The sequence below is a fragment of the Pantoea sp. EKM21T genome (genome assembly GCF_011800405.1).
Lineage (GTDB): Bacteria > Pseudomonadota > Gammaproteobacteria > Enterobacterales > Enterobacteriaceae > Pantoea > Pantoea agglomerans.
The window spans coordinates 471,078-491,766 of the sequence record NZ_JAALFV010000003.1 but is presented as its reverse complement, the minus strand read 5'-3'; the positions used below and the strand labels follow the sequence as shown (position 1 = coordinate 491,766).

Here is a 20,689-nt window from a genome sequence, read left to right as displayed (position 1 = left end):
CAATGATGTAAAAAACCACGCCTGTCAGTATCAGAAATCAATCCTGATACGACCCTGTCTGAAAAGGTCATAAAAACCCTATCTGACCTGCTCCCAGCAAACTGACATAGCAATGTAAGCAAGTTCCGCTTCTGGTACAAAGCAGCCGGTTTTGCCTTCTTGACTGAAGGGGTAATTATCTAAGAGCCTTCTCAACTTTTTTAGACTAACGCCCTACAATCGTTTTATCATTTTTAAACTTATCGGGCCGTAAGTTTAGCAACGCTCAGGTGTGGAAAAGCGTAAAACAAGCAAGATACATAAGGAATGAAGATAAGGGACAGGCATGACTGCATATTCAAACTCTGATGCGGCAAGGGACTTACGCCCGGCATTAGACAAGGCACCCATTGGCGCTGTGAACGGTGAATGGTTCTTTATTACGGAACAGGCTGGTGTTTCCTCGCAATATGGAGGTTACATGTATGCTGATGGGAGTCACGTTACTGCTGGTGACCATGTTTTTCAGAGGGTCTGCAACGTTGTAGATAAACTCGAAGCATTACAGATACAGTCCTTTAATAAGGTTATTGTTCGCTGGACTAAGTCTAAAATACCGTTCATGCGCGGGCGCGTTACGGTTGACACAATTTTCGATGAGACAATAGTGCCGCGCGGTCCTCTGAGTCCGATGTATGAGGCTGCCGCTGTCGCAAGGCGAGCATTCTGGAAAAGGTATGGCGACGTGTCAGATAGCTTTATTGCTGAACGAAATGACGCAAACGTACACAACCAGACGAAGTGGTTCGGGCCCCATCGCCGGGTACTCAGTACCAAAAGCAGCACCAAATTAACGCTGGCTACCGATGGTCTCTCGACGCCCTGGGCCGGCATTTCAGACCCGGAAAACGGCGTAAAATGCGAACTTTTCATGGAGCTGGATGCTTCAGATAATACCAGCCAGGAGATTGATGATTGGGCTCATTTGTTAATTAGCTTGGGGGATCTCGTTGCCGACGGCTATCAGGTCGCTGCCGATGTTGAAAAATATAGAGCCATACTGTTTTGCTCTCTTACCGACGACTATAAACCTATGTCCCGCATCATTCTCAGCCGTGATGCTCGTCAGATTGAAGGTTTGCCTTTCGGTTCAGTTCCGCTGATCCGTGTAACGCCGATAGCAGAGGCAGAGATTGAAAATCATGACCAGTCAGATGGATGGGCATCAAACGCAGCAAGGCATGCACTCGCGGAACGGCGTATAGAAACGTAGATAATTATCACATGGTTATTAACGTCTTCTACAGAGAAGAGTGAACCGGTCACCTTTGTTGAGGAAGATCAGCATCAAATTATCAAAATTTGTTCTGCTTTAAGTAAAGAGCAGACGTTTCACACAATCATAATTCTGTCCAGACTATGCAGATTGAAATCACTGGAAAAATCATGGATATCCAACTCATAAGCGTCACCCCGGACAGCCCAGGATTTGCTGAGTTAAGATCGCAGAGCATGGCTGAAGGATTTAACATGTTACGCCGACTGGAAGATAACTGGCTTAGCGGACAGAACCGCTTTGATAGACCCGGAGAAAAACTAATTGGGGCTTCAGTAGATGGAGTAATCGTTGGCGTTGGTGGACTCAACATCGACCCGTTTACGCTAAAAAATGGCATCGGACGTCTGCGACATCTCTACGTAGACTCAGGATGGAGGAAAAGGCAGGTTGGCAGCGCCCTGCTCAGTGAGATACTTAAGGATTCTGGCCACTGGTTTGATTTTATCAACACAAACGCTCCTCAATCGGCATTCACTTTCTATGAACGAGCTGGCTTTGTTGCTTTGACGGGCATAGAAAAAGTCACGCACCATCTATGCCTCAGAGACCCAGCGCGTTGATATAGTCACGTCATGGATAGACCGCATTTTCTGTCCACTGAACCACTTTTCAGGAACGCCTGCCGAGATACAGCCCTGACTTAACCAAACCGAACCAATTTCAGGGAAATCAGAGCCATTACAGTTAAATCCGCACCGCCCTGGACACACTGCGTTTCTGACCAGGCATTCAGAACGGCGGCTTAAACATCTTCAGGAAATCAAAGGAACTGACTGGCAGCTTTGAGCGAATAGCGGAAGTTTGAAGTGGCTCTCACCTCTGATGAAGGTATTACTTAGAATTGCGGTGTTAATCAATGTGGCGCAAGTCATATAACTGGAATGCTTCGCGGTGTCGCGCTAGCACGTTTTATCGCCGTCAGCCCAGCGCTTGATATCAATTATCTTTGGTGACCGGATTCCCGTGCTCAAGACGTTCTTGGTTGTATAAAGGGAGACCTGTGCGTTGTCACCATGCCGACTTTCGATCTCAATTAGCGTGTTATTTATCAACAATCCCTGTGAAAGGAACTTTTGATTAATCTCCCCTGCTTTGCGTTCACCATCAAATTCGCTCAGTACGATGACCGGATTTCCTGAATATGCCTCATATTCGAGGCACTGTCTTGCCATGTACCTTAGGGTTCGATAAGTATCAGATGAGCCTGCCTTGCTCACGAAACTGCCGTCAAAAGAGGATTGGCTGCTTTTTAGTTCACTGACCGTAATAGCGCACCCGCTTAGTGAGAGCGAAATTAACAGGCTTGCAAGAACAACGTATTTCACGTTTAACTCCATCATTCAGGTAACGGCCATTCGCCGGGGCGGATCAACGTTGTCCTTGCTTTCAGGCGGACTTGTGATTTGGGAAATCAACCGAAACCATCAGCCCACCTTCTGCCGACGTACTGAGGCTTACGCTGCTGTTGTGTTGCTGCGCAACGGCTTTAACGATGGCAAGCCCCAGCCCACTCCCGCTTTGCAGCTGGTTAGGATCACGAAAAAATCTGTCAAACACGCGCTCCCTCAATTCAACGGGAATGCCAGGCCCTGCATCTGAAACACGTAACTGCGTGGATTGATTTAAGGATCGTAATTCCACCTCAATCCTCCCGCCCCAGGGGCTATACTTCACGGCATTTTCGACTACGTTATCGATAAGCGACATTAACCGTTCCCTGACGCCAGTCACCCAGATTTCCTCTTCGGCGTAAAATTCAAGTTCAATCCTGCGTTCCGCCGCGAGCGGTGCCAGCCCGGCCATACGTTCTTGTATGAGCGTTGTCAGCGGCAAAGGCTCCATAACCATGTCAATGCGCGCTTCGCTGTGCATCAGCAGCAGCAACTGATTGACCAGACGAGCCGCACGGCTGTTGCTGCGAACAATGCCCGCAAGCAACTCTTTTTGGCTGTCACTGCTCACATAAGATTCCAGCGCCTCAACATTGATTCGCATCGCCGCCAGGGGGGTACGCAACTCGTGAGCGGCATCGGCAATGAAAACGCGTTCCCGTTCAGTGCTTTCCCGCACCCTGGCAAGAAATCCATTAACCGCGTCAACCATCTGGCGAAGCTCCCTGTGCTTTGGCACTGCTTTTAAGGGCGAGAGATCGTCCGGCGTGCGTAAGGACACTTCATTTACCACTTTATTCCATGGGCGCATTGCTATGCGGATCGACAGCCAGGCAGGGAACAAAAGAAAAGGAATGCATACCAGCAGCGGCATCACGTAGTAGCCACGCGAGTTCAGATAGATAAAGAAATTCCAGCCTCCAGCAGGGGTGATAAGCGTGACCTCTGTGTCGGCGTTCCCGGACTTTAAGGTACGGCTGTTCCAGGCGCGACCATCACTCTCCACGCGCTCAATTTTTCCATAACGGCTGTTTATCACTCCGACTGGCGCACCATCAGAGGCATAAATTATCTCTTTATTCTCGCGTACGATAAGGCTGATTGAGAGTGCTGGATCTTCACCGCCGCCATAATTTTCCCGTACTGCCTTACTTAATGCAGCCAGCACATGCGTTCGCTCCTGCGGGCGATCGTCCATACTCTTAACCACAGTAAAAATGGTTTCGTACGTCTTGCTGCCCGTTAATATCGCCGGACTACGTAAGTCCTCCCACAAAACGTAAGTCAGAAAAAGACACCAGAGCAGAGTGAGCAATAGCATCTGCGCTACCATAATTCGCCGCACGAACGTTGGGGTTCTCAGATGGCGCCAGACATTTCGCATCAACCTGCTCCCTTCTGAATGGGTACGGTATCAATGACATACCCAACGCCCCTCACCGTTCGTACATAGCCTTCGCCGATTTTGCGACGCAAATTCCCCATATGCACATCAAGCGCATTACTCATATTTTCTTTTGCGCCGAAGATCCTTTCTTCCAGAAAACTGCGAGTAAGCACGCGGTCAGTGCGTAACATCAACGTTTCAAGCAGCGCGTATTCACTTGCCGTCAACTCAATATGCCGTGCATTCACGGTCACGCGTCGTGTGGGCACAAAAAGTGATAATCCCCGAAGTTCTATCGCCTCGTTTTGAAAACCATAACTGCGGCGCGCAAGCGCTCTCACCCTCGCCAGCAACTCGGCGAGAACAAACGGTTTGACGAGATAGTCGTCTGCACCCGCGTCCAGCCCGGAAAGGCGATCGTGCAGTGTGCCTCGCGCCGTCAGGATGATCACGGGAATGCCCTTGTGCTGCTGACGCAGGCCCACCATCAGACTCATGCCATCGCCGTCGGGTAATCCGAGGTCGAGCAACACAAGTTCAGGCACGCAGACATCAAGCTGATGCAGCGCATCCTCTTTGCGGCGAACCCATATAACATCAAATCCTTGATCTGCAAGGGCAATACGTATGCCGTTACCGAGATCCAGGTCGTCTTCAATCAGGAGTATTTTCACAATGGTTACGGTATCAGCAGTGAATGAAGAACGTCTGAAGAAAAAAACGGTATCAGGAAATCTATCAGCTTTGCAGCATCTGTGGTTGCTTCACCCTTTCTTCATTTTTGGCTCATGAGAACTTTAGCGGGCGCATTCAAAATGAACGTTCTGGCGTTTACAACCCGCTTGCATCGTAATCATTTGAATGCATAAGGACTTCTTTAATGAGAAATAACACACTGCGTCATAAGTTCCCCCTTTCACTCACGGGGTACAGCCTGAAAAAAATGTTGTCGGGCGCAGTCCTGGCGTTACTGACCACCCCGATACTGGCGGCAGCACAGAATCAGGGCAACGCGTTGACGGTGGGAGGCGGCGCGAACGTGACGCCACGTTATTCTGGTTCGGACAAAAGCCGCGTCACGACTTCCCTGGTGCTTGATTACACCATGGAAAATGGTTTCTTCGTCAGCTCCACGCGGGGCATCGGTTATGGCAATAACATCGGCAAATTCGATTACAACGCTGCGGTGAGCTATCGCGCAGGCCGTAAGGATCGTGACGTGGACAGTGACTCCCTAAGCGATGGCAGCGACTATTTGCGAGGTATGGGGGATGTCAAAGGCTCGGCTCTCGGTGTATTTGGCTTGGGATACGGGGTGACCGACTGGCTTAATTTGCAATTGCAGGCTGAAGTGCCATTTTCTGAGCAAAACAATGGCACGGCATTGCATTTTGGCATTAATAGCCCGCTCTATACCTCACCGAATAATACAGTAACGCTGGCGCTGACCGGCAGCTGGGGGACGGACAAATACATGCAGACTTACTACGGAGTCAGTGCATCTCAATCGGCTGCATCAAGGTTTATCCGATATGATGCCGGATCGGGAATTTATGCCTGGTCGATGAATCTTGACTGGACACACAAGTTCAATGAGGACTGGAGCGTGATTGCCGCAGCAGGCGTTACGCAGTTAACGGGAGATGCGCGCAATAGCCCGATTGTGCAACGAGAAATATCACCCACAGGAAGCCTGCTGGTGACATACCACTTCTGATCGTTATTCAATGTGTGTTTCCCGCCAGCTTATGGCTCTTCTATGCCAATAAACACGCTTTCTAATCCACCCTCTTTTCAGCTAACGGGGCAGTACGCAACAGATTGCAAAACCTAAAGCTTCAGCCCCGAACATGTATAACATCTGTTCACCTCCGCTGGCGCAACAGCAAAAGCGCGCGCGCCGAAGAACATGCCTACCTTGCTGGTGTTGCGGAATTCGCCAGCAATGCATCGGCGATATCCAGTATGGACCGCAGCGATCGATATGCCGGAGATAATAGTGACATCCCTCGGCGGCATTTGAATACTCTGCAATCCGGCGATGGCGTCGCCATGAGTCCCTGGCAGCATGGCGGCAATCCCTATTCCCCGATGGCACATCTGCGCCTGAACGTCCCGACAGGTGCTGGTGAACATGCACCGCGATTGAGGGAATCTATCGGGCAACCAGGCGACGTAAAAAAAGCGGGATGTACCGTATTAATAAGAATAAGCCCAGTGTCGTACCTACAATGAAGCGAGCATGCGATAGAGCGAGTTGCCTGCCTCCGCCACGGTGATGGATTAAGACTCGGAGTAAAGACGGTCACAAGGATAATGCCGACTACTTACTTTTTGAGAACAGTCTCGGACATAAGCTTAACTATACCCACTCAGAAAATGATATGGCTGTAGATTGCTCCCTGCATATGAGTACATCTTGATGTCAGTAATGTCAGCTTATGGCACCAAGCGGACTAACGGCCGGCTGATGTCCGCTATGTGCGAATAGCACACTTTTTATAAAGACTTTTTCATAAAGATACGGCTTGTTCCTTCGGGTTTGCAGTCAATACGTCCGAATTCTTCCCAACCATGCTTTTTGTAGAAGTCAGGGGCCTGAAAGCTAATTGTGTATAAAAATGCTGCGGTACAGCCCCTTCTTCTTCCTTCCTCCTCGAAGTGTAAAAGGATTTCTGTACCAATCCCTTTACTCCGCAATTCCGGTGGAAGATAGAACAGATCTATAAAAAGTAGACCCAACGAAGAACGCCCCTGCATCCCTCCGAGTACCTCACCGTTTGTCTTTGATTTTATTAATACAGATAATGGCAGACGATCACTCATTCCCGTCATTAAATCATTGAAATCGTTAAGACCTTCTTCAATCGGAATCAATTGCTTAGCGTTAGGATTTTCGCAGACCTCTAAATTTAACCCTTCAAAAATGCCATTCATTTGAAATGTCCTTAAAAATTAAAGTGGTGTTTAAATATACAGCTCCTTGATACAGGCACAAGAGTCTTGTCATTTATGGTTTGCGTTCAAGCCGCATGGTCAACTTCCGCTTCTGGCACAGAGCGGACACGGCATCAACATTCTGCAGATTTCCTCTGCCTCCCTGGCAAGCCAAATCAGTGCGATAGCTTAACCAGTACAGCCGCTAGGCTCTGCCGAACTGTCGGAAGCTAGTTTACGCAGGAGTTCACCATGAAGATAATAATTCACAATACCGTCATTTATTGTGCCCCCTAAAGACTGATAAAAACGGTTTGCTCCGGCGTTTGATTTCTCGGCATTCCAGCTGAGGCTACGACACTCATGTTCAAGAGCGAGTTTCGCCATAAAACGCATTATGGATTACCCTATGCCTTTACCTCTCTCACTCTGGGAGACATAAAGCTCTTTGATATGCAGCTGGCCACTGTACCGGGGAGAAGGGTAGAGAATACTGCAACACGCCAGCCCAACGATATGAGCGTCGTAGCGAGCCCTGAGCACCAGAGTACCGGAGAGCTGACTGAACAGTCGATTGCGGAGGTAATTCTTCAACAGTGGTTCCTGAATGATGCCCTTACCATAATAGTGTTCTTCCATTTCGGTAAAAATTTTCACCATGGATTCCCATTCATCTGGCGGACACAGTTCTACCCTTACTTCCATGTTTACTCCTTTTAGCTAACAAAACGCTACAGCTGAGGTAGGATTTAGTATCATTGCAGCCATTAACAATTCAGCCCGATTCTTGGATTAAATCTGCCGACACACCAGAAGCGTCGTTTCAATCGTGTCTTATAGCGTACAACTTGGTCAATCCTGCGCTTTTCAGATGTTAACACTCACAATTAAGGAATTCAGATATGTACGCTATGAGCGAAAAGCGGACCATGCGACTTTCGCTTATAAGTTGAATAAAAGCTTAAGAGAAATAAAAAATATGTATTTCATATAAAAGCCTTTAACTCCTCAACATTTATGTTCGCCAGCATTGATGCTTTCAAGTTTGGAGATGATGCGAGATACTTGGATATCAAGTTGAAACCTGCCGTATAACCCAGCCACCTTGGTAAATCTCCTGTTCCGAAAAACCAGGCATTATGGTCGTAATCAGCGCGATGCCAGTTTTCAAGCATGAGTGGATAGTAGGGCTTAACAATATCGGACTTGAGGCTTTCCCAAGGCTCAAATTCACCACCCAAAAGCTCAAGAGAAAAATGCCCTGCTAGTCCTTCAGAGACTAGTGCTTCTCCCAGCGTTGAGCCGTATCCCGGTCCTGCCCACCTTGCAGCATGGTGAAGTTCATGAGCAAACATACGCTCAATAGAGTGCGCAACGTTTTTGCAGAATGCAGGGTTTTCAGGATCGACGGTTATATAGATAACACCAGCTTCAGGACAAAAACCAGCATGCCCTTTTTCAGGGATAACAAACTTCCCGGCCTTAACTACGACATCTACTGAAGGAGTCGGCATCAACCTTGTGACTTGTACGTAGGTATCGGTCAGTTTAGTTCGCAGCCATTCACTGTGAACAGTGAGTTTTTCCTGAGCATTCAGAATATGGATGGTTATTTGAGACATGTCAGTCTTACCCAGAAACATTAGTAATGTGCGGATACTAACAGACATATATGGCATGTTATGTTGCTGCTCAGCAAGTGGCCGACCAATGATCACTAATGTCCGCTTCTGGCACTAAGCAGACGTTGTGCAGGCCCATGTCCGCTATGAGCGTGAAGCGGACATAGTTACAAGCATTCTGTTAAAATTAACAGGAAGCAGGTTAATCCGCGGCTTCAATTATGCTTAATTATCTAATAAAGGCTTACGTATTTACTCATCAGGTTCCGGCTTCAGCCGGTCGGGAGGTATTTTACACAGTAACTGAGCTATCATGCCGATAATTGATTGGGGCGGGAAACTCTCCCATTGCCCAATATCAGGTTTTGCGTAAATGATATCGCCTTCGGCATAAGGTTTAGTAAACAGAGTCCATCCCATGACGGAACGTTGATTTTTATCACAATTAATAATATTGATTGTTCGTGAGCTGTTTGCGTAAACGGGAGGATGAGAACTAATACGCTTCGTTTCTTTATAATTATTGATCATATAAAATTTGCGCAAATGATTGTTTCCTTGATACATTGAAACCATCCGCAGGTCCGCATAGGAAATGGCATGATCATCTGTCAATACTTTAATCAAGCCTGCAGGTTTTTTTGCGGATGTATCAGGTGATGATGTATTTTTCAAAGCACATCCTGATAGTAAAAAAAACATAAGGCATAGTAGAGTTTTCATATTAATTTTTCACCTTCAAATCAGGTCTAAACTCTGCAAGCATATCAGGCGTGACATAACCTTGAATTGAGCAAAGTAATAACGAACCATTCTTATCTTTGCTCAGAATCAAAAGCTTCTCAGTACTTTCTTTAGCGGGTGCAATACCACTTACAGCTTGATTATTGATTTTCCAGTTGCTGTCAGGCCCTTCTTTTATCATTGCCTGAGAAATAGAGTCATCGCCTGTTTTTACCCACTTCAGATGGTTAAGTGCGTTCATCACTTCTTGAGGCGAATTTTGCAAAATCATGCCCCAGTAATAAAATTTCCCGTCATTAATCACGTCGAGATCGCTGGTTTGAAGATAATAGCCTGAAATCGTCAGATTTAGTTCTTTCAAAGGCTGGGCGAACCATATTCTGCCATTACCATCGGCTGGCCCTTTGAACCATGCCAGATGATGCTCGCCTATAGCGAGAGGAACCAAACCTTTAAATTTACTTTTCTGATGATAGATTTCTTGGAAAAAACTCGCGTCGCAACGTGAAAGGCTTTTCGTTAATGTGCTGGCCTGAACAGAAGATACTGCGCATCCCATACTAAGTATCATGGCGGTTATGTATACAATTTTACTCACGTTATATCCTTATTTAGAAAAAACATTTTTTATTATCGGCACGAGTTGATGAAACTTTACAGTTTTCAATTAAATGTCTTTCATGTTGATTTTGTTAGTGCAATAACAGTAAGTCTGGATCGTCATTGTCAGACTGTGACCTGCTCCCGGTAAACTAACTTACCATGATCCAAGCAAAGTCCGCCCTTGGCACATAGCGGACTGTGTATAGGCCAATGTCCACTATGAGCGAACAGCAGACGTTGACTGATGACTACTCAGTGAATTCATCGTTATTGAACATACCCTCCCGGCAACGAACTCAATCTCAATCGTTCTCAGACAGCTAGCGCTAGTTGTTGATGACGCTCTATAAATTTCGCTTTGAGGGCGCTATAGCGATGAGCATCGTTCCTGCTGACTAACACAACTGCGTGTTTTATCTCAGCATACTCTTCTGCAATGTCTTTGTTTCTTCGAAGATAATCACGGAAAGCAAGGTGTCTCAATACCTGCATATCTCCGACTGCAAACGCATGGACTTGATGACTACGCTGATCACCACCTTTAATGAAATATCTGCGCCCCGCAATCCCGTTCTCACCGCGAGCAACATACCCGGCGTGGGCCATTGCTGAATGGTACTTATCCAGTTCATTGATGTCTGAAACTTCAAGTAGCATATCAATTACGGGCTTTGCTGAGAGACCAGGAACTGACGTGCTTCCAATATGATGGACATCCTTAGCCATTCCACCGAGCAATGTTTTTATCAGTAAACTTTCAGCTTCAAACATCTCAGGCCATCTATCATCGTATGGCACAACAATAATCTTCCGCATAAACCCATTCTCTCTGTCCTAAGTGTGCAACTCAACCCTGAACCCCGGCATTGCCTGCAGCCGGCGTTCCCTGGTGAAAAAACAGAGTCCACTGGCCCTCATCCGAACAAATCCAGCAAGAGGAACGTAATGCATGATGGCTACCATCAGCGTAAAACGTCCGATAGTTAAGCAGAGCGTAACCGCAGCCCATCTCCGTAAGACAGAAATCGCTGCTGAGAATATAAGGTGCAGCCTTTTCACTTAGCAGCGACGCAATGGTCTCTGACCGGTCGACCGTCACACCTGACCGGGTGATTTCACGGAATTCAGGATGAAGAATCAGTTCCAGCCACTCCGGATCATTGCGCCTGCCGCCGTGAAGGCTGCACTCAAGCAATCTGAGCTTCTCCAGAAGCACTCTGCTTATCCTCAAGTGATTAAGCCGGACGTTCAAATTACCATAACAGTTCATGCGCTACTTCCGCTTCTGAGACGAAGCGGACTTAAACGTTGGCCTATGTCCGCTATGAGCGAGAAGCGGACTTTTAAAAAGTAATATTTGATAGATTGATTGCAGGGAACTAAATGATTAGCATCTGCTCTTTCGGACAAAGAAAATGACTGTTAACGATTCCCTCTTCGCATTCTCTCTCGCAGCACTGTTACTTACCCTGACTCCCGGCCTTGATACGGCACTTATTCTCCGCACCGCTTTTGCTGAGGGCGGCAAAAAGGCTTTTCACGCTGCGCTTGGCATTGATGCTGGCTGTTTTGTATGGGGCGCGCTGGTCGCGTTAGGTCTTGGTGCTCTTCTGGCGGTTTCAGAGATGGCTTACACTGTGCTCAAAGTTTGTGGCGCGGTCTACCTGAGCTGGCTGGGCTTACAACTGCTGATACGTCCTCGATCTTCTTTCAGTAATGGTGATGACAACAACGTTTCACAGGGGAGCTGGTTTATCAGAGGAATGCTGGGGAATGTGCTCAATCCCAAAATGGGCATTTTCTATGTCTCTTTTTTGCCGCAGTTCATACCAGCCGGTCACTCACCTTTAATATGGACTTTTATCCTGGTCAGCATCCACGTTGCTATCGGGACTATATGGTCAGTCACTCTCATTTTATCCACGCATTTTGCGTCAGCCGTATTGAAGAAAAGTCGCGTTGTCCGGGTGATGGACAGAGCAACAGGGGGCTTATTTTTATGCTTCGCGGCTAAACTTGCTATTAGCACGAGATAGCCCTGGACTGGCTGGCGTCGTACGCTTCTGGCACAAGCGGATTAGCGTCTGGCTAACGTACGATATGAGCGAAAAGCGGACGTCATCATATACCGGAGTTTGCATGTAACTCGCGTAAAACAATCCCCAGTGTTAATTTGTAAGTGAACCTGTTAAGCAAAACCAATGTTTGAATGGTTAGTGGATAGATCATGGGCGTAGAGTTATATATAACACGGGCTGATTTTTGGGCTGAAAATGAAGAAGCAAAAATAACTCCTGAGGAGTGGCTTTCTCTCATTGATAGTGATAACGAATTAACGATAGACCTTAAAAATGGCGATTATCATGCTTTGTGGTCGGGTGCTTCATCGCATGATGAGTCATGGCTTGACTGGAACGATGGCAATATTTACACCAAATGGCCAGACACGCATCTATATAGAAAAATGTTAGACATTGCCGGGTTCCTCGGCGCTCGGGTAATGGACGACGATGGTAATATTTACAGCGATCCATCTGCCTGGGAATATGACCCTCCTTCTACTCCTTAACGTCCGCTTCTGGCACAAAGCGGTCTGAAACGCGGACCCATGCCTCCAGTGCGTTTTAACCTGCCACAACCTGTCAAAAAAGAGGTGAGCTTGTTAGCCGAGCTCAATATCGACTGGCGGGCCTGCTACTGCACTCAATCGAGCGGTTCAGGCATTGACTGTACCTCTTTCAGGAAATCCACAAAAGCGCGCAGAGGTGCTGACATAAAGCGGCTGGGAAAGTAGAGCCAGGGACCTTCAAATTCGGGCCACCACTCCGGAAGCACAGGCTGCAGTTCACCCGTCGTAAAGCAGGGCTGCAGCCAGTTTTCAAAGACGGCGATAATGCCCTGACCCTTTTTTGCCAACTCAATTGCGCCTGATGCGCCATTGACACCGATAGTCAGGCGACCAGCAGGGTTGACGCTGACGGTTTCTCCGTTGCGTTCAAATTCCCAGGGTATCAGCGCGCCGCTGGAATACTTAAGGCGGATGCAGTGATGTTCGGCCAATGCCGTCGGGTGAACGGGGAGACCGCGCGAAGCAAGGTAGTCGGGTGCCGCCGCGAGAGCCAGACGCTGGCGGCGTGGGCCGACAGGAACGGCAACACTGTCCCGGGCCAGATGTTCGCCATAGCGTATGCCTGCATCGCAGCCTTCCGCCGTGGCATCAACAAGGCGATCGTCCACCATAATCTCCACCCGCAGCAACGGATGGCGATCGAGAAATTGCTCAAGCAGGGGCGGAAGAATATCGACCATCACCGCACCCGTCACGTTCAGCCTGAGTAGCCCGCGCACCTCCCGTTGAGAACTTGCCACGTCATTCATCACCGATCTCATTTCGCTCAGCAGAGGTGCCATGCGCTCGGCCAGCATCCGGCCTGCTTCGGTGGGCGTTACGCTGCGGGTTGTGCGGATAAACAGCGGAACGCCCAGACTGACTTCCAGCGCGGTAATCCTCTCACTGATCGTTGAGGGTGCCAGGCCTAACGTTTTAGCAGCGGCCCGGAAACCCTGACCCCTGAAGACGGCAAGAAATATCGCGACATCATCCATCTCAACTTCCATTACTGTTCGCCTTTCCGAACAGCGTATTCGTATTGCGGCCTCTTATCAAACAGCTCTGAGAGATTTATAACTCAGATACACCTGCATAAATCACTGAGGCGACAACATGAAGAAGAGAACGGTTTTAATTACCGGCGCAAACAAAAGTATTGGTTTTGAAACGGCCAGACTGATGGGGAAACTGGGATTTAATGTCTGGCTGGGTTGCCGCGATGGGGGGCGCGGTCAGGATGCTGTCAGCCGGTTGCTGTCGGAAGGCATTAAAGTGCGGCTGGCTATCATTGACGTGACAGACCAGAAAAGTGTTGATGCGGCCGTCGGGCAGATAAAGTCAGAAGATGGAAAACTAGATGTGCTGATCAACAATGCGGGTATTCCCGGAACCTGGCCCATCGCGCCTGAGTCGCAGAGCATCAGCGATATTATGACGGTGTATAACACCAACGTTTTCGGCGTCATCAGAGTAACGCAGGCTTTTCTGCCGCTGCTCAAACTGGGTGAGGAACCCCGGATTATCATGGTCAGCAGCGGGCTGGGATCGCTGGAATGGGTATCTGACAAAGCGCATCCCTACTCTCAGGTAGCGGCACTGGGCTATACCAGTTCCAAAACGGCATTAAATGGCGTTACGGTGGCATTTGCCAATTCACTGTCTGAGTATGGCATCAGCGTAAACGCAGTTGACCCGGGATATACGGCCACCGATTTTAACGGACATACCGGTTATCGAACTGTATCCCAGGCGGCCAGGGGGATCGTCTGGCTCGCTGCTGAAGTATCCCAGACAATCACCGCAAGATTCTTTTTGGATGGAGAGCGTGCACCCTGGTGAATCTCGTCTAATAAAAGCATTCCACCTGCCTGAATGGGGCAGGTTGGTTGACGGGTTGCGGCAGAACGCCAGGCGTGTCGTGCGCAGTCGGTTCTCAAATATGTCCGAATCATCCTGAAGGAAAATAAGCGGCTCAATGTTTCTTAGCGCATCTGAATGTAATTAATGGCCGCCTCAGGCACGGATCGTACAGAAAGTTAGGTCATAAGGTCCGCTTTGAACGAAAATCGGACCCAGACCTACAGGCTGGTCATCAGCCGGGGTAGTTTCTGAATTTAAACGGCAGTTTTGCAGAAGATGACAACAGATATCGATGACCGAATAAATTTATCTGAAAGGCGGTAACGCCAGGAGCGAGATATACACACACACTGGATTTCCTGCCCTGTAAATACACATACTGACCAATTATGGCTGTTCAGGTGAATCAGTCGCCTGCTTCCCATATCCAGACAACATTGACGTAGCTTCATCCATCCGTTGACGATCAAGTTTATAGAATACCCAGTTCTTGATACGTTTCGATGTCACAATTCCGGCCTTAGCAAGAATTTGCAGATGGCCTGTCACGGTGGGCTGACTCAGACCAATTTTTTCGGTGATAAATCCGACACACACACCATCCTTAACCAGATCGCCGTCCTGCTGCACCGGAAAATGTGACTCTGGATCGGACAGCCATTCAACAATCACGAGCCGATGCTCATTACCGAGGGCACGAAAAATATCGGCCATTAATGTCTTTGAGTTGTGCATATAGCCAATCGCCTATATAGTCATTTTCTTATATAACTTTAGGGGCATACTATGACAAACCACAGACAAAGGCTAACAGACCGTGTCACGCTGAAAGATATTTATGCCGCTTCCGGGCGAATTAAATCAACAGTATGCAAAACTCCACTGGAGCCTTCCCACTCGCTGTCTGCTCTTGTCGGGACGGAGGTCAGGCTTAAGATGGAAAATCTTCAGCATACGGGTAGCTTTAAGCTGAGAGGTGCTGCAAACGTTCTTGCCAGTCTTAATGCAGACCAGCGACGTGCCGGCGTCATCGCCCCGACGGCAGGGAATCATGGTTTAGGGCTTGCCTGTGCGGGACATGCGGCAGGCATACCCGTATCCATATTCTTACCGTTTTCAGCAGACCCGATTAAGGTTTCTGCGATGAAGAGTTATGGTGCGCAGGTTACGTTTTTTGACAACATTGAAGATGCAAGGCAGGAAGCCATTGTTGCAGCGCAACAGTCCGGCGCTACGTTCGTCTCAGCCTATAATAATCAGCAGATGATTGCCGGAGGCGGCACCGTCGGTCTGGAAATCATGGAAGACTGGCCAGACGCTGACGTTATTCTCGTGAACATTGGCGGCGGCGGGCTGGCCTCCGGTATCGCAACAGCCATCAAGGGCATAAACCCTGCAGCCGAAGTGTGGGCAGTGCAGAGTGAAGCAAGCCCGACGTTTGCGCGCTGGAAAGAAGCTGGTGAGGCGATCCCAGTGGAAATATCGTCGTCAATCGCCGAAGGCATAAGTGGCTATATAGAGCCTGAAGCGATGACCTGGCCACTTATACGCGATCGTGTCGATCGTGTTCTTCTGGTTTCAGAAGCCGAAATTAAAGCAGCGATGCTGTTAATGCTTAATCTGCACAGCCATGTTGTAGAGCCTTCAGGCGTACCCGCAGTTGCGGCAGCCATCGGTTATGCAAAAGAACTGAGCGGGCGTAAAGTTGTCTGTGTGGTGAGCGGTAGAAACATATCGGGTTCCCGCTATCTCAAATTAGTTAATGAGGCGTCACTATGAAGAAACAGAGCGGAGTTAAGGTCGGCTGAGCTCATATTGCACAACGTTCTTATCATAACGGCTTCATTCATTACGCAGGCTTTGAGGTAGTGCCGCCTTTGACGGCCTGCCGTTTAACAGCCTTTTCGCTTAAAATTCTATGGTTCGTTTAAGGGAATGTCAGGCATCATCAAAAAATATTTTTGTCATACAAGGAGTAAGACTAATGAATATAAATATAAGAACAGCCCGGGCTTCTGATGTTGACAGTATTTTCGAAGTCAGAACCTCAGTGCTCGAGAATTATTTGAGTCGTGAAGAAATGCGTCAGATGGGGATCACCGAAAGCGTCGTGGCCGATATGATTGAAAAGAGTCTTTGCGCCTGGGTTGCGGCTGAAAGCGAAAAAATAGTCGGCTTTTCAATGGTTTTACCGGATGAAGGCTGTCTTTTTGCGGCCTTTGTTCTCCCGGAATATGAAGGCCAGGGGATAGGTCGCAGGCTGGTTTTTCTCGCCGAGCAGGAATTATTCAAACATCATGAGATTGCCTGGCTGGAAACTGATAAAAATAGTCGCGCGGCGAAATTTTACATGCAGCTCGGCTGGGGTAATAAAAAAGAGATTAACGATACCGATATCAAACTGGAGAAACATCGCAGCGCGTAATCCACTGCCATTTTCATAAACGTCCGCTTATGGCATAAGGCGGACATCTGCATCAGGCAAATTATCTTCTGATCAAATATCTGACAAACTATCGTTAGGCTACTCATGTTTCTGGCAAATCTATGATAACCAGTGTGCCAAAACTGCCTTTTTTTACATTATGAGGAATCCCAGCCTTGGCTACGTAAAGCTGGCCAGAAGTTACAGAGATTTGTTTTCCTTTTACGCTCAGTTCAAGACGACCGTCAATGACCAGTAACCCTTCATCATACTCATGTACCTCTTCAATAACAGAGCGTTCATCCATTCGTAAAACTTTGAGATTCGCTGTGCCAATGTGGCCTAATACCTGAGAGTGCCAGGCCTCTGGTAATGCATGTGATTCAATTCTAAGGTCATAAAGCGACATAACGTCACTCCTTTGAGTGTTCTTTTAATGCTCTTATGCCATATATATTTCCTACCGTCATATAATAAATATGGGAAAATAAATCGAATAAGAGACTATACCCTTCCTCATTATGCTCTTATTTCTGAAATGCCAGATTCTGCAATCTGGCCTGGTCAGAACCTTGTTTATCAACGGGCCGATAGCTAAATCGCGTCAGCTAATAGCGCAAAGCGGACATTTAGCCGCAATAGCGTGTTTGCTGTCAGACGAACTGTTTGTCCTGCGCAGACCTTTAATCATTAATCGTCATTTTAAATCGCGTATTTTCTTCGGGTCGGCTTACATTCCCAGACTGGCCAGCAGGTCGTCCACATCATCCTGACTGGCAGGAGTCTCTGGTGCGGAGGAAGGTTTAGACGGCGCAGTGCGCTCGGCGGTGCTGTGTGAGCCGGTATTATCGCGGATGACCTGTATCAGCTGCTGCTCAGCCTGATTCAGCACGGCCATCATAGCCTGCACAATCTGTCCTGTGAGGTCCTGGAAGCCCTGTGACATCATAATCGCGTGCAACTGCTGTTGCGTCAGACCCGTGACGCGGGGGACATCATTCAGCAAGGCAACGGTATCTGCCGCTAATGCCTGGGTCTGTTCTTTGTCTGACAGCGTACCGGAAGTGGCATCCCAGCGTTGCGAGAGTTTCTCCGCTTTTTCTCCCAGATCGGTTTGCAGAGGCTGCGTGATTTCCACGCTGTTGATTACGCCCTCTGCTGCTTCGCGGGTCATTGTGACGACATAACCCAGCCTTTCACGGGCGTTTGGGATGCTTCCCGCCACATCGGCGATGGTTTTATCAAGCCCCAGCTGTTGCAGACTGTCGCGAAGCTGCCGCAGGATGAAGCCAGCACGCGCCGTAATTTCGCCAATTTCCTGATGCTTACTATGGGTGTCGGATGGTGACATGGATGTTGTTTCCTGCGTACAGAGTTTCGATACCTGAGGTTATCGGCAGCTCGCGGCGGTTTTTTAAATTTCCTGAGGTTTTTACTCGTGTAAAAAGTGACATGATGTGAATGAGACACCCTAGAGCTAACGACATCAGGGTTGTAATAGGCAGAAAGTGTTGCGCGCAGGCCCTGTTTTTTCAGCCGGAGGGGGTTGTCAGGTATAGAGCGGAATGTGTGCGGGTTAATGACTGTTATGAGCGAAAAAAGGGGCGTATTACCCACTTCTGAAACGTTTACGCGAGGGCAGGCAGTATCTTATTTATCATGTAATTTCTTCGTCTTAATTAATCCGCCAACGAATAACATTTTGTCCAGTTGTAGTTAACCCTCGCCAGTTTTAATTCTCCATCTACATCCCCAAAATTAATGGTCTGACGTTCAAAAATAAACTCACGCACGGGTGCATGTAAAAAATCAGCGCCGTAGCGCAGAATCGTGCTGTGCCAGAAGGGTGCCGGTAATGGGCTGCCGGTATGACGCATCAGCAACTCATTTTTCCAGTGCGAATCCAGAACTTTTTCGCAGAATGAGTGGCGCATGGCTATTGCCGAACTATCAGGGATCCCCGCAAGCAATAACTGACTGGGCAAAGCAACTAAATGCAGATCTCTGATAACAATTTTTATCGCATCAAATTCGCTCCAGATATTCGTCAATTCATCGATTTTTTCGGGCAATGACTCGTTATCGTTATAGAGCGGCAGAGTCAGGGGCAGGAAGGTAAAATGGAAACCCTGTATGGGCAGAATATCGGCAAGGGGATCATCCTTTGTGAGCTGCTGTAATTCACAAATAAGACGTGAGACATCAAAGGTCACCGGCGGCTGAATGCCCGCTGCAAGAGCCAGCCTTACAGGATCGTAGTAGTTCCCCTCTTTAACAGCCCCAACTCCTGCATTTTCCGACCAGATGGAGAGGGTGTTCTCGTTGGCAGAGCGATACAAGCTTTCCAGATTTATCGATTTCATTACAGACCTTTTGCACTGGTATGAACAGAGGCGATTCGTCATCCATGCGATTTCAGCCCATAACTGTTCAGAAGTATCCCTGTGGCTAATCGTGAACACATTACCATACGCTCAACGCCTGCTCTGGCATAAAGCGGACATGTGCGGTGCCGGGTTTGCCTGAAAAGCATTGCGACCTTCCCGCTCTGCCCCTAAACGGACAACCAGAGGACAGATCAGGACAACAGATGCCTGACGTATAGAATCGATCAACTCTCTCTGATATTGATGATGTCGATGGCGTTAAATCACTCCTGTTGAGAGAGCTAAAATGAATTTTTATTGCAGTAAGGAATTTACCGGCTCGAAGGCCTGGGACTCACAGCATATTGCCAGCTTCGATAATGTCAGCGTGAAACTTCACTGGACCGATCAGCCTTATAAGTGGCACATCAACGATGGTCAGGAGGTTTTTGCTGTCATGGATGGATGCGTTGAAATGCAATATAAAGAGCAGGGCGAAGTTAAAAGCCGGGTACTCAACGCTGGTGATATTTTTTATGCCAGTGAAGGGACAGAACATATTGCGCGTCCACAGGGCGTCGCCCGCGTGCTGGTGATTGAAAAAGAGGGATCGGTTTAATTAAGGTGATTCATTATCTGGCTGAGCCAACAAGCCAGTGACAAAACGGGCGATCTCTTCTCCCAGATTGAGAAGAAAGGCGTCGCGTGATGGGTGGGTGTCAGTGATATGCGGCGGCAGGATGTTCATGAAGGTGAAATGCCCGGCATCTTTAACCACGCAAAGTTTTGTCTCAGTTCGATTATCTAATTCTTCTTTGATGAACAGCGCTTGCGATGGCGGTGTCAGGGTGTCCTTCTCGCCAGTCCAGATCCTGACAGGCACTTTCACGGAGGCGAGGGCCGAGGGTGCTCTGAAAAAATCCGCAGGTGGCGCTAACAGCACCAGTTGATTCAAATCCTGTCTGCCTGCATATGTCACCTTCTCTCTGGTGCGAGTCCAGGCCGTCGCCCCGGCGTGCATCAACAGAATCACGGTGCCGAGTGAGTGCCCGACGCCGGTAATCGAGGCATAATGTTGACAAAACGCATCGCGGGCGAGGACAAGCCTTTGGCTGCGTTCCAGTAAGTCAGCCTTTGAGGGCGTGGAAGAGGTTAACCGTTCGAAATGGGGCGCTACCACTGAAATACCATTGCGGCTAAAGGTCTGCAGAAGCTCAAGATGACGCAATGGACTTCCGCCAGCACCTGCTGCAAAAAGGATACACTGGCTGGCCTCATTCACCTTCAATAACGTGACGTCAAAATTCCTGTCGGCATGCCTGATGACAGAGGTTTCCGCCCTGGTATTGTTAATCATAAAGCCGACTCCCCGCTAAAAGGTCAGTCTGGAGATACTAACCTGTTCCCGGTGAAACGATAAATTTC

24 protein-coding genes and 1 pseudogene are annotated in these 20,689 nt (G+C 48.3%); 9 read left to right on the top strand and 16 right to left on the bottom strand.

Annotation, left to right across the window (positions count from 1 at the left end; genetic code table 11):
- Positions 1–325 precede the first annotated feature (325 nt).
- A complete protein-coding gene (locus HFD87_RS08655) occupies positions 326–1,252 on the top strand; it encodes a hypothetical protein (protein WP_167423241.1) in 927 nt (308 codons plus the stop codon).
- 173 nt (positions 1,253–1,425) lie between these two features.
- A complete protein-coding gene (locus tag HFD87_RS08650; protein WP_033760123.1) occupies positions 1,426–1,878 on the top strand; it encodes a GNAT family N-acetyltransferase in 453 nt (150 codons plus the stop codon).
- Between the two features lie 339 nt (positions 1,879–2,217).
- Here the strand turns inward: HFD87_RS08650 and HFD87_RS08645 are convergent, their stop codons facing one another.
- The 3 genes from HFD87_RS08645 to HFD87_RS08635 are packed head-to-tail and all read right to left on the bottom strand — an operon-like array spanning position 2,218 to position 4,770.
- Positions 2,218–2,655, bottom strand: a complete 438-nt coding sequence (locus HFD87_RS08645) for a hypothetical protein (protein WP_364109860.1) — start codon at positions 2,653–2,655, stop codon at positions 2,218–2,220.
- 49 nt (positions 2,656–2,704) lie between these two features.
- Complete coding sequence (locus HFD87_RS08640) at positions 2,705–4,093, bottom strand: HAMP domain-containing sensor histidine kinase (protein ID WP_029519286.1); 1,389 nt, start codon at positions 4,091–4,093, stop codon at positions 2,705–2,707.
- Complete coding sequence (locus HFD87_RS08635) at positions 4,093–4,770, bottom strand: response regulator transcription factor (protein WP_010259845.1); 678 nt, start codon at positions 4,768–4,770, stop codon at positions 4,093–4,095. The genes HFD87_RS08640 and HFD87_RS08635 overlap by 1 nt, the downstream gene beginning before the upstream one ends.
- A gap of 206 nt (positions 4,771–4,976) precedes the next feature.
- Between HFD87_RS08635 and HFD87_RS08630 the strand changes: the two genes are divergently transcribed.
- Entirely contained in the window at positions 4,977–5,813 is an 837-nt protein-coding gene (locus tag HFD87_RS08630; protein ID WP_010259842.1) for a MipA/OmpV family protein, read from the top strand.
- Between the two features lie 782 nt (positions 5,814–6,595).
- Here HFD87_RS08630 and HFD87_RS08625 read toward each other — a convergent pair.
- The 7 genes and pseudogenes from HFD87_RS08625 to HFD87_RS08595 form a co-directional block, all read right to left on the bottom strand.
- The gene (locus tag HFD87_RS08625) at positions 6,596–7,033 is read right to left on the bottom strand and encodes a GNAT family N-acetyltransferase (protein WP_064690675.1); all 438 of its coding nucleotides are present in this window, start codon (positions 7,031–7,033) and stop codon (positions 6,596–6,598) included.
- A 189-nt stretch (positions 7,034–7,222) separates the two neighbouring features.
- Positions 7,223–7,627 (bottom strand): annotated as a pseudogene (locus HFD87_RS08620) (GNAT family N-acetyltransferase).
- 392 nt (positions 7,628–8,019) lie between these two features.
- Positions 8,020–8,655 (bottom strand): DUF2268 domain-containing putative Zn-dependent protease, encoded by a 636-nt coding sequence (locus HFD87_RS08615; protein WP_029519731.1) that lies wholly within the window; start codon positions 8,653–8,655, stop codon positions 8,020–8,022.
- A gap of 252 nt (positions 8,656–8,907) precedes the next feature.
- Positions 8,908–9,330: a surface-adhesin E family protein gene (locus HFD87_RS08610; protein WP_243207468.1), complete on the bottom strand. Its 423-nt coding sequence runs from the start codon at positions 9,328–9,330 to the stop codon at positions 8,908–8,910.
- Between the two features lie 49 nt (positions 9,331–9,379).
- Positions 9,380–9,997: a hypothetical protein gene (locus tag HFD87_RS08605; RefSeq protein ID WP_033760035.1), complete on the bottom strand. Its 618-nt coding sequence runs from the start codon at positions 9,995–9,997 to the stop codon at positions 9,380–9,382.
- Positions 9,998–10,314: 317 nt separating this feature from the next.
- Positions 10,315–10,818: a GrpB family protein gene (locus tag HFD87_RS08600; protein WP_022624620.1), complete on the bottom strand. Its 504-nt coding sequence runs from the start codon at positions 10,816–10,818 to the stop codon at positions 10,315–10,317.
- 31 nt (positions 10,819–10,849) lie between these two features.
- Positions 10,850–11,272 carry a DUF4440 domain-containing protein gene (locus HFD87_RS08595; protein WP_371742422.1) on the bottom strand — a complete coding sequence of 141 codons (423 nt, stop codon included), beginning with the start codon at positions 11,270–11,272 and terminating at the stop codon, positions 10,850–10,852.
- A gap of 145 nt (positions 11,273–11,417) precedes the next feature.
- On the opposite strand from HFD87_RS08595, the gene HFD87_RS08590 reads away from it, so the two are divergent.
- Positions 11,418–12,038 carry a LysE family translocator gene (locus tag HFD87_RS08590; RefSeq protein ID WP_167423240.1) on the top strand — a complete coding sequence of 207 codons (621 nt, stop codon included), beginning with the start codon at positions 11,418–11,420 and terminating at the stop codon, positions 12,036–12,038.
- A gap of 191 nt (positions 12,039–12,229) precedes the next feature.
- Positions 12,230–12,571, top strand: a complete 342-nt coding sequence (locus HFD87_RS08585) for a hypothetical protein (RefSeq protein WP_022624624.1) — start codon at positions 12,230–12,232, stop codon at positions 12,569–12,571.
- Between the two features lie 134 nt (positions 12,572–12,705).
- On the opposite strand, the gene HFD87_RS08580 is transcribed toward HFD87_RS08585, so the two are convergent.
- Entirely contained in the window at positions 12,706–13,620 is a 915-nt protein-coding gene (locus tag HFD87_RS08580) for a LysR family transcriptional regulator (RefSeq protein ID WP_243207467.1), read from the bottom strand.
- 106 nt (positions 13,621–13,726) lie between these two features.
- Between HFD87_RS08580 and HFD87_RS08575 the strand changes: the two genes are divergently transcribed.
- A complete protein-coding gene (locus tag HFD87_RS08575; RefSeq protein WP_167423239.1) occupies positions 13,727–14,452 on the top strand; it encodes an SDR family NAD(P)-dependent oxidoreductase in 726 nt (241 codons plus the stop codon).
- A 408-nt stretch (positions 14,453–14,860) separates the two neighbouring features.
- Here HFD87_RS08575 and HFD87_RS08570 read toward each other — a convergent pair whose 3' ends face one another.
- Positions 14,861–15,208 carry a helix-turn-helix transcriptional regulator gene (locus HFD87_RS08570; RefSeq protein WP_167423238.1) on the bottom strand — a complete coding sequence of 116 codons (348 nt, stop codon included), beginning with the start codon at positions 15,206–15,208 and terminating at the stop codon, positions 14,861–14,863.
- 51 nt (positions 15,209–15,259) lie between these two features.
- Between HFD87_RS08570 and HFD87_RS08565 the strand changes: the two genes are divergently transcribed.
- On the top strand, positions 15,260–16,252 hold the full coding sequence (locus tag HFD87_RS08565) for a threonine/serine dehydratase (protein ID WP_181955674.1): 993 nt from the start codon (positions 15,260–15,262) through the stop codon (positions 16,250–16,252).
- A 205-nt stretch (positions 16,253–16,457) separates the two neighbouring features.
- Positions 16,458–16,898, top strand: a complete 441-nt coding sequence (locus tag HFD87_RS08560) for a GNAT family N-acetyltransferase (protein ID WP_167423237.1) — start codon at positions 16,458–16,460, stop codon at positions 16,896–16,898.
- Between the two features lie 103 nt (positions 16,899–17,001).
- Here HFD87_RS08560 and HFD87_RS08555 read toward each other — a convergent pair whose 3' ends face one another.
- The 3 genes from HFD87_RS08555 to HFD87_RS08545 all read right to left on the bottom strand — a co-directional run bounded on the left by HFD87_RS08555 (position 17,002) and on the right by HFD87_RS08545 (position 19,261).
- A complete protein-coding gene (locus tag HFD87_RS08555) occupies positions 17,002–17,307 on the bottom strand; it encodes a cupin domain-containing protein (RefSeq protein ID WP_010259813.1) in 306 nt (101 codons plus the stop codon).
- A 321-nt stretch (positions 17,308–17,628) separates the two neighbouring features.
- The gene (locus tag HFD87_RS08550; protein WP_010259809.1) at positions 17,629–18,249 is read right to left on the bottom strand and encodes a protein phosphatase CheZ; all 621 of its coding nucleotides are present in this window, start codon (positions 18,247–18,249) and stop codon (positions 17,629–17,631) included.
- Between the two features lie 328 nt (positions 18,250–18,577).
- Positions 18,578–19,261: a hypothetical protein gene (locus HFD87_RS08545; protein ID WP_167423236.1), complete on the bottom strand. Its 684-nt coding sequence runs from the start codon at positions 19,259–19,261 to the stop codon at positions 18,578–18,580.
- A gap of 310 nt (positions 19,262–19,571) precedes the next feature.
- Here HFD87_RS08545 and HFD87_RS08540 point away from each other — a divergent pair, with 310 nt between their 5' ends.
- Positions 19,572–19,883, top strand: a complete 312-nt coding sequence (locus HFD87_RS08540) for a cupin (RefSeq protein WP_010259799.1) — start codon at positions 19,572–19,574, stop codon at positions 19,881–19,883.
- Here the strand turns inward: HFD87_RS08540 and HFD87_RS08535 are convergent, their stop codons facing one another.
- Positions 19,884–20,621 carry an alpha/beta fold hydrolase gene (locus HFD87_RS08535; RefSeq protein WP_022624634.1) on the bottom strand — a complete coding sequence of 246 codons (738 nt, stop codon included), beginning with the start codon at positions 20,619–20,621 and terminating at the stop codon, positions 19,884–19,886.
- Between the last annotated feature and the right edge of the window lie 68 nt (positions 20,622–20,689).